This window comes from Sphingomonas bacterium (assembly GCF_903644055.1).
In the GTDB taxonomy this organism is placed as follows: Bacteria; Pseudomonadota; Alphaproteobacteria; order Sphingomonadales; family Sphingomonadaceae; genus Sphingomonas_I.
Map to the genome: position 1 here is coordinate 1 of NZ_CAHJXD010000197.1, position 9785 is coordinate 9785.

The 9785-nt window shown below is 68.5% G+C and carries 4 protein-coding genes and 1 pseudogene; all 5 read right to left on the reverse strand.

The features are described from left to right. Positions 1–296 (reverse strand): annotated as a pseudogene (locus HUU94_RS08565) (hypothetical protein); the annotation flags it as partial. Further along, entirely contained in the window at positions 293–1771 is a 1479-nt protein-coding gene (locus tag HUU94_RS08570; RefSeq protein ID WP_254602064.1) for an efflux transporter outer membrane subunit, read from the reverse strand. The pseudogene HUU94_RS08565 and the gene HUU94_RS08570, both read right to left, overlap by 4 nt. Before the next feature lie 149 nt (positions 1772–1920). Further along, entirely contained in the window at positions 1921–5250 is a 3330-nt protein-coding gene (locus tag HUU94_RS08575) for an efflux RND transporter permease subunit (protein ID WP_174274668.1), read from the reverse strand. Positions 5251–5392: 142 nt separating this feature from the next. After that, entirely contained in the window at positions 5393–8563 is a 3171-nt protein-coding gene (locus HUU94_RS08580) for an efflux RND transporter permease subunit (RefSeq protein ID WP_174274669.1), read from the reverse strand. 58 nt (positions 8564–8621) lie between these two features. Beyond that, positions 8622–9785 (reverse strand): efflux RND transporter periplasmic adaptor subunit (locus HUU94_RS08585; RefSeq protein WP_174274670.1); only part of this gene is annotated, 1164 nt, incomplete at its 5' end.

Here is a 9785-nt window from a genome sequence, read left to right on the forward strand (position 1 = left end):
ACCGCGCCGCCGAGCAGCGCCGCGTGCCGCCCACGCTCGCGCAGCGCCAGCACGAGCACCGCCGCGATCGTCAGCGGCGCGCGCACCACGCCCGAACCCAATGTCGTGATCCCGATCGCCAGCTTGAGGCCCCACGCCGGCCCGATCAGCGCGTGGCGGGCGTCGGACTTGCGCCATATCGTCAGCCAGCGCTGATCGAGCGCATGGACCCAGCGCGCGTGGATCGCGAACGCATCGAGCAGGAACAGCGCCGCCAGTATCGCGGCGCCGATCCACAGGCGCGCGCTCCGGCTCATCGCGCGGGCGGGGGGCCCGGCGGCGGCCAGCTACCGCCGATCGCCTGGATCAAGGTCACCGCGGCGGTCTGCTGATCGACCACCGCCGTCGCCTCGGCCTGCCGCGCCGAAAGCGCTGTCGCCTGCTGCGTGATCACGTCGGTATAGGCGATCTGGCCCGAGAGATATTGGTTCTGCGTGATCTGCTCGACCCGGCTGGCGACCTGCGCCGCATCGGCCCTCTGCCGCGCGACATAAGCCAGCACCTGCGTGGCGGCGAGCTCGTCCTCGACCTGCTGGAATGCGGTAAGCACGGTCTGGCGGTAATTGGCGACCGCCTGGTCATAAGCGAAGCGCGCCTCGCGGACGCGGGCGCTGCGCGCGCCGAAATCGAGGATCGTCTCGGCGATCTGCGCGCCCAGCGACCAGAAGCTGCTCGACGCGCTGAACAGCGAGCCGAGGCTGCTGGTGTTGGAGCCGACGCTGCCCGTGAGGTTGAGCGTCGGGAAGAAGGCCGCTTTCTCGACGCCGATCGCCTGGTTGGCGGCGGCGACGCGGCGTTCGGCGGCGGCGATATCGGGGCGGCGTTGCAGCAGCGTCGCGGGCAGGATGCCGGGGACCAGCGGTACGACCGGCGCCCAGCGCATCGGCTGGATCGAGAAGGTCGACGGCGATTCGCCGACCAGCACCGCGATCGCATGTTCGAATATCTGGCGCTGGCGGGTGATGTCGGCGGCGTTGGCGCGCGCGGTGGAGAGCTGGGTCTGCGCCTGGAGAACGTCGACGCGCGCAACGACGCCCGCATTGTAGCGGTTGTTGGTGATCTGGTAGGCGCGCTGATAGGCGGCGATCGTATCGTCGAGGATCGCCTTCTGCCGATCGAGCCCGCGGAGCTGGACATAATCGCTGGCGAGCTCGCCCTGCGCCGACAGCGTCGCATTGTTGAGATCGCCGAGCGTGGCTTCGGCCAGCGCCTTCTGCTGGCGCACTCCCGAGCTGATCCGCCCCCACAGATCGGGCTCCCAGCTCGCGCCCAGCGACAGCGAATAGCGGCGGCTGCCCGAAGTGCCCGAAGTGACCGTGGTCGATGTGCCGGTGCCCGTGGTGCCGGTGCCGGTCGTCCCGGTGCCCGTGGTCCCGGTGCCGCCGCTGATGATCGTCGTCGTATTGTTGCCGAACGATCCCGCGCGCGTGCCGCTGCCCGAAAGATCGATCGTCGGGAAAAGCTGCGCGCGCAGCTCGCGCACCGCCGCGCGCGCCTGGCCGTAAGCGGCGGAGGCGGCGAGGACGTTCTGGTTCGACACCGCGACGCGCGTTTCCAGCCCGTCGAGCACGGGATCGCCGAACAGCCGCCACCACGCGCCCTTGGCGATATCGTCGGCGGGCGCCCCGACCTGCCAGCCCGGCGCTTCCTTGAACACGGGCGCGGCGGGCGTGGAGGGCGTGGCATAATGCGGCGCCAGATTGCAGCCGGAGAGGAGGAGCGAAGCGAGCAAGATCCTCCCCGGCACGGGGAGGGGGACCATCCGCAGGATGGTGGAGGGGGCTCGAACCCGGGCGGAACGCATGGCATCAGCCCCCCTCCACCCCCGCCTGCGGCGGCGGTCCCCCTCCCCGCGAGCGGGGAGGAACTTCGCGGTCTTCGTCATGCGGGCAATCCTTGGGCGTTCTCGCGGCCGAGCATCCGTTCGCGCGGGCTCCGGCGGCGGAAGCGATCGAGCGCGAGATAGACGACCGGCGTCGTCAGCAATGTCAGGAACTGGCTGGCGATCAGCCCGCCGATGATCGCGATGCCGAGCGGGCGCCGCAGCTCCGCGCCCTCGCCGAAGCCGATCGCCAGCGGCAGCGCGCCGAGCGCGGCGGCGAGCGTGGTCATCAGGATCGGGCGGAAGCGCAGCAGGCTCGCCTCGCGAATCGCCTGGATGGGCAAAAGCCCGCGTGTCCGCTCGGCATCCAGCGCGAAATCGATGATCATGATCGCATTCTTCTTCACGATGCCGATCAGCAGGATGATGCCGATCAGCCCGATCAGATCGAATTCGCTGCCGGTGATCATCAGCGCCAGCACCGCGCCGACGCCCGCCGAGGGCAGCGTCGAGAGCACGGTCAGCGGGTGGATCGCGCTTTCGTAGAGGATGCCGAGGACGATATAGATCACCAGCAGCGCCGAAAGAATCAGGATCGGCATCGATCCGGTGGATTGCTGGAAGACCTTGGCGGTGCCCGCGAAGCTGCCGTGGACCGTAGAGGGCAGCTTGAGCTGCGCGGTGAGTTCGGCGATCCGCGCCGAGGCATCGGACAGCGATTTCCCCGTGCCGGTGTTGAACGAGATCGTCGCGGCGGGGGCGGCATCCTGATGGTTGATCTGGCTGGCGGTGGATTGTTGCGACCAGCTAGCGATCGTCGACAGCGGCATCATCGTCTGCGCCACGGTGTTAACCGCCGATCCGGTCGTCGTGTCGCGCTGGCCGGTGGTGGAGACCGGCGTCGATCCGGTCACGCCCGATGTCGTGCCGATCGTCGTCGCGGCGCTGCTCGTCGATGCGGTGGTGGTGCCCGTCGTGGTCGATGTGCCGACCGTGCCCGCGGCGCCGGTGATCGCGCCGGTCGCGTTGGCGGCGGTGTTGGTGCCCGTGCCGGCGGTGCCCGTCGCGGTGCGGGTGGCGGGCACGTAGACGTCGTCCAGCGCCTCGGGGCTGCCGGTATATTCGGGTGCTACCCCCATCACGACATGATATTGGTTGAGGCCCGAATAGATGGTCGCCACCTGCCGCTGCCCGAAGCCGTCGTAGAGCGTGTTGTCGATCGAGGTCGGCGTCACGCCCAGCCGCGTCGCGGCATCGCGATCGACCTTGACGTAGACCTCCGCGCCGCCCTCGGCCGCGTCGGTATCGACATCGGCGAAGGTGCGATCCTTCTTCATCGCGTCGGCGAGCGTCTGCGAGGCCTTGGTCAGCGCCGCGCTGTCGTCGGCCTTCAGCGTATATTGGTAGGCCGAATTGCCCTGCCGCCCGCCCACGCGCATATCCTGCACCGGCATCAGGAAGGTCGCGACGCCGGTGATCTTCTGGAGCTTGGGCCGCAGCCGCTGGATCACGTCGCGCGCGCCGTCGCGCTGCGACTGGGGCTTGAGTTGCACGAACATGAAGCCGCCCCCCGCGCGGCTGCCGCCGGTGAACGCCACCTCGGTCGCCACCGCCGGATCCTTGCGGATGATGTCGACGATCTGCGTGAGCTTGGTCTGCATGTCCTGAAAGGAAATGCTCTGGTCGGCGCGCAGCCCGCCCATCAGCGAACCCGTGTCCTGCTCGGGAAAGAAGCCCTTCTGGATGTGGACGAGCAGGAAGATGTTGAGCACCACCGCGCCGCCGAGCAGCAGCAGGGTCGCACCGCGGTTGGCGAGCGCCCAGTCGAGGCTTTTCGCATAGCGGCGGTGGAGGCGATCGAATTGCCGTTCGGAGAAAGCCGCGAACCGGTTGGGCGGCTTGTCGGGCTCGGGCTCCTTGAGCAGCAGCGCCGCGAGCATCGGCGTCGTCGTCAGCGAGATCACCAGGCTGATCGTCACCGCCACCGCCATCGTCACCGCGAATTCGCGGAACAGCCGCCCGATCAGCCCGCCCATGAACAGCAGGGGGATGAACACCGCGACGAGGCTGATCGAGATCGACAGCACGGTGAAGCCGACTTGCCGCGCGCCGAGCAGCGCGGCCTTGACGCGCGGCACCCCCTCCTCGACGTGGCGGCTGATATTTTCGAGCACGACGATCGCATCGTCGACGACGAACCCCGTCGCCACGGTCAGCGCCATCAGCGACAGATTGTTGAGGCTGAAGCCGAGCAGATACATCACGCCCAGCGTGGCGAGCAGCGATGCGACCACCGCCACCGCGGGCACCACCGTCGCGCGCAGCGAGCGCAGGAAGATCGAGACCACCGCCACCACCAGCAAGGTGGAGATCACCAGCGCGATCTCGACCTCCTTGAGCGAGGCGCGGATCGTCGTCGTGCGATCGGAGGCGACGGCGAGCTTGATGTCCGAGGGAATCGACGCCTGCAGCGCGGGCAGTTGCGCCTTGACCGAATCCACCGTCGCGATGATGTTGGCGCCGGGCTGGCGGCTGATGATGACGTTGACCGCGCGCTTGCCGTTGAACAGCCCCATCGTCCGCACGTCCTCGGGCCCGTCGTAGACGCGCGCGATATCCGACAGGCGCACCGCGATGCCGCTCCGCCACGCGATGACGATCCCCGCATAATCCGATGCGCGCAGCCCCGGCGTCTCGCCGTAGATCTGCCACGACGTCCCCTTGCCCTCGATCACGCCGCGCGGCCGGTTGGCGCTCACCGAGGACAGCGACGTCCGCACATCCTCGAGCGGGATGCCGTAGCGCGCCAGCGCCAGCGGGTTCATGTCGATCCGTATCGCCGGCAGCGCCGCGCCGCCGAGCTCGACGTCGCCGACGCCTTGCACCTGCAGCAGGCGCTGCTGCACGACGTTCGACACCGCATTGTAGATGTCGGCGGGCGACCGCGTGTTGGAGGTCAGCGCGAAGATCATGATCGGCGCGTCGGACGGGTTCATCTTGCGATAGCTGGGGTTGCTGCGCAGCGTCGTCGGCAGATCGGCGCGCGCCGCGTTGATCGCCGCCTGCACGTCGCGCGCCGCGCCGTCGATGTTGCGGCTGAGATCGAATTGGAGGATGATCCGCGTCTGCCCCAGCCCCGATTGCGAGGTCAGCTCGGATACGCCCGCGATCGTCCCGAGATGCTTTTCCAGCGGCGATGCGACGCTGGTCGCCATCGTCGTCGGGCTCGCGCCGGCCAGCGTCGCCGAGACCTGGACGGTCGGGAAATCGACCTGCGGCAACGGCGACACCGGCATCACGAAGAAGGCCGCGAAGCCCGAGAGCATCAGCCCGACGGTGAGCAGCAGCGTCCCGATCGGCCGGCGAATGAACGGCGCGGAGAGATTCACTTGGCCGATCCTCCCCCGGCGGGGGAGGGGGACCGCGCGCGCAGCGCGTGGTGGAGGGGTGTCGCGCTATCCAGAACGCGACACCCCTCCGTCAGGCTCCGCCTGCCACCTCCCCTTCCAGGGGAGGAACGTGACGCCCCCCTCAAGTCCCCGCCTCCAGCGGCAGCTCGGGCTCGCGCTCCTTGCGCCGGCTGAGGCGCTTGGTCAGCGCTTCGAACTGGAGGAAGATCACCGGCGTCGTGAACAATGTCAGCGCCTGGCTGACGATCAGCCCGCCGGCGATCGCGATGCCCAGCGGGCGGCGCAGCTCCGCGCCCATGCCGCTGCCGAAGATCAGCGGCAGTGCCGCGAACAAGGCGGCGAAGGTCGTCATCATGATCGGGCGGAAGCGCAGGTGCGCGGCCTGGCGGATCGCGCCGTCGGGATCCTTGCCCTCGGTGCGCTCGGCATCCAGCGCGAAATCGATCATCATGATCGCGTTCTTCTTCACGATGCCGATCAGCAGCACGATGCCGATGATCCCGATCACGCCCAGATCGTTGCCCGTGATCCACAGGAACAAGAGCGCGCCAACGCCCGCCGAGGGAAGCGTCGAGAGGATCGTGATCGGATGGACGAAGCTTTCGTAGAGCACGCCGAGCACGATATAGACGACGACGATCGCCGCGAGGATCAGCCACACCTCGTTCTGAAGGCTCGCGCGGAAGGCGTTGGCCGCGCCGAGGAAGGTCGTGGTGATCGATTGCGGCACGCCGATGCGCGCCTCGGCGGCGGTGATCGCGTCGACGGCATGGCCGAGGCTCGCGCCCTTGGCGAGATCGAAGCCGACCGTCACCGCGGGGAATTGCGCGACGCGGCTGACCTGGAGGGGGGCCGCGCCCTCGACGAAGCTCGCCACCGCCGACAAAGGCACCGAGGTGCCGCTCGACGTCGCCACGTAGAGCTGCGCCAGCGCCTGCGGATCGCCGAGCATTCCGGGCTGGCTTTCGAGGATGACTCGATATTGCGTCGTCTGCGTGAAGATCGTCGAGATGATCCGCTGGCCGAACGCATTGTAGAGCGCGCTGTCGATCGTCGCGACCGAGATGCCGAGCCGTGCTGCGGTATCGCGGTTGATCTTCACCGTGACCGCGCGGCCCTCGTTCTGCATGTCCGAGGTGACGTTGCCGAGCTGCTTTAGCCCCTTCATCTCGGCGATCAATTTGTCGGCCCAGCCCTCGATCTCGGCCTGGTCGGCGCCCTGCAGCGCGAACCGATATTGCGTGGGGCCGCCCTCGGCATCGATCGTCAGATCCTGGACCGGCCGCACATAGAGCGTCACCCCCGCGACATCGCGCGCGCGGTCCTGCAGCCGCTCGATCAGTCTGGCCTGATTGGTGCTGCGATCGCCCTTTTCCTTGAGGTTTATCAGCATCCGCCCCTGGTTGAGCGCGGCGTTGGTGCCGTCGACGCCGACGTTGGAGGACAGGCTTTCGACATCGGGGTCCTTGAGGATCGCATCGGCGAGCCTGCCCTGGAGATCGGACATCCGTCCGAACGACACGCCCTGCCCGGTCTGGACGATCGCCTGGAGCTGGCCGGTATCCTGCTCGGGAAACAGCCCCTTGGGGATCGCGACGAAGAGGATCGCGGTCAGCACCAGCGAGCCCGCGAACACCAGCATCGTCAGCGCCTGCCGCGCCAGCACCCAATCGAGCCAGCGCGAATAGCCGTGTGCCAGCCGATCGAAGCCCGCCATCGTCTTTTCGACGAAGCGCGGCTTCTTCATCTCATGCTCTGGCTTGAGCCAGCGCGCCGAGAGCATCGGCACGAGCGTCAGCGCGATCACCGCCGAGATCAGGATCGTCACCGCCAGCGTGATCGCGAATTCGCGGAACAGCCGCCCGACGACGTCGCCCATGAACAGCAAGGGGATCAGCACCGCGACGAGGCTGACGGTCAGCGAGATGATCGTGAAGCCGATCTCCTGCGCGCCCCGCAGCGCCGCGTCGAGCGGCCGCGCGCCCTCCTCGAGATGCCGCGCGATATTCTCGGTGACGACGATCGCGTCGTCGACGACGAAGCCGCTCGCGATCGTCAGCGCCATCAGCGTCAGATTGTTGAGGCTGAACCCCAGCATGTGCATCGCCGCGAACGTGCCGATGATCGACAGCGGCACCGCGATCGATGCGATCGCCGTCGCCTGCCAGCTCCCCAGGAACAGGAAGATCGCGATCGTCACCAGCACGACCGCGAAGATCAGCTCGACCTGCACGTCGTGGACCGAGGAGCGGATGCCCGTGGTGCGATCGGTGAGCAACGTGACATGGACGTCGGCGGGGAGCGCGGCGGTGAGATCGGGCAGCGTCTGCTTGATCGCGTCGACCGTGCCGATCACGTTGGCGCCGGGCTGGCGCTGGACGTCGAGCACGATCGCGGGCTGGCGGTTCATCCATGCGCCGAGCCGTATATTCTCCGATCCGTCGATGACGTTGGCGACGTCGCTCAGCCGCACCGGCGCGCCGTTGCGATAGGCGAGGATCAGGCCCTTATATTCCTCGGCGGTGGAGAGCTGATCGTTGGAATCGATCGTCCAGCTCCGCGTCGGCCCGTCGAAGCTGCCCTTGGCGCCGTTGACGTTGGCGGCGGCGATCGCGGTGCGCAGCGTATCGAGCGAGAGGCCGTGCGCGGCGAGCGCCTGGACATTGGCCTGGATCCGCACCGCCGGCCGCTGCCCGCCCGAAAGCGAGACCAGGCCGACGCCGGGAAGCTGCGAAATCTTGTTGGCGACGCGCTGGTCGACCAGGTTCTGCACCTCGGCGAGCGGTCGCGTGCTCGATGTCACGCCGAGGCTCAGCACCGGCGCGTCGGCGGGATTGACCTTGGCGTAGATCGGCGGCGCGGGGAGATCGGCGGGCAGCAGGGTATTCGCCGCGTTGATCGCCGCCTGCACCTCCTGCTCGGCGACGTCGAGCGTCAGATCGAGGTTGAACTGCAGCGTGATGACCGACGCGCCCGCGCTCGACACCGAAGACATGCGGCCGAGCCCCGCCATCTGCCCGAACTGGCGCTCCAGCGGCGCGGTCACCGTCAGCCCCATCACGTCGGGCGACGCGCCGGGGTAGAGCGTGCGCACCTGGATCGTCGGATAATCGACCTCGGGCAGCGCCGACAGCGGCAGGAACCGGTAGGCGACCATCCCCGCGAGCAGGATCGCGAGCATGAACAGCGTCGTCGCCACCGGCCGCAGGATGAAGCCCCGCGAGGGGTTCAGGCGGTCGGGGGCGATGCTCGTCACCTCCGATTGTTCGAGCTGGCCGGGGGGCACGTTCATGCGCGCGCGCTCGATGGCCGGCCGGGGCCGGGGCGACGATCTCCGGGGGCGTGGGGGATCACTGCGCCTGGCCGCTTTGTGGGCGCCGCCGCTGTTGCCCGCCGCCGCCGGAGGCATTGCCGCCGCCGGCCGCCGCATTGTCGCCGCCCGATCCGCCGCCGAACAGCCGCGCGAAGAAGCCCTGCTGCTTCTGCCGTCCGCCGAACTGCGATTTCTCGCCGGGCAGCGTCACCTTCGATCCGTCGTCGAGATTGTCCGCGCCCTCGGTCACCACGGTCTGCCCGATCGTCAGGCCCGAAAGGATCGCGATCTGCGTGCCGTTGGCGAAGCCGGTCTTCACCGGCGTCAGCTTCACCGTATGATCGGGCTGGAGCACGAAGACGAAATCGCCCTGCACGCCGTGGCGCACCGATGTCACCGGCACCGTCGCGGCGCCGCGCAGCGTATCGGCGAGCAATGCTATGTTGACGAACTGGTTGGGGAACAGCTTGCTGTCCGGATTGGGGAAGCGCGCCTTGGCCTTGACCGTGCCCGTGGTCGCGTCGATCTGATTGTCGAAGGTCAGGAAACTGCCCTGCGCCAGGACCGTCGCGCCGCCCTGATCCTTGGCGGTGACAGGCAGCGTGCCCGCCTGGGCGCGCCGCGCGAGCAGCCGCTGGAGATCGGCCTGCGGCAAGGAGAAAGCGACGTCGATCGGCGTCGTCTGCGTGATCACCACGATCCCGGCGGCATCGCCCGGCGTGACGTAATTGCCGATATCCACCTGCCGGAGGCCGACCCGGCCCGAAACCGGCGCGGGGATCGAGGTATATTGCAGGTTGAGCTTCGCGGTGCCCACCGCCGCCCGGTCCGAGCCGATCGTGCCTTCGAGCTGCTTGGCGGTCGCCGCCTGCGTATCGACGTCCTGCCGCGCGATCGAATCCTGCCGGAGCAAAGTCTGGTAGCGCCCGAGCGTGACGCGCGCGAGATTGAGCTGCGCCTGATCGCGCGCGAGATTGGCCTCGGCCTGCGCCAGCGCGAGCCGATAGGGGCGCGGATCGATCTGCGCGAGCTGCTGCCCCTTGCGGACGAGCTGGCCCTCGGTGAAGTTGATCGTGAAGACGTTGCCCGAAAGCTGGGGCCTGACGGTCGCGGTCACCACCGGCGTCACCGTGCCGATCGCCGAAAGCGTCTCGGGCACGTCCGCGGCGACCACCTTGGCGGTGCCGACCGTCGCGGAGGG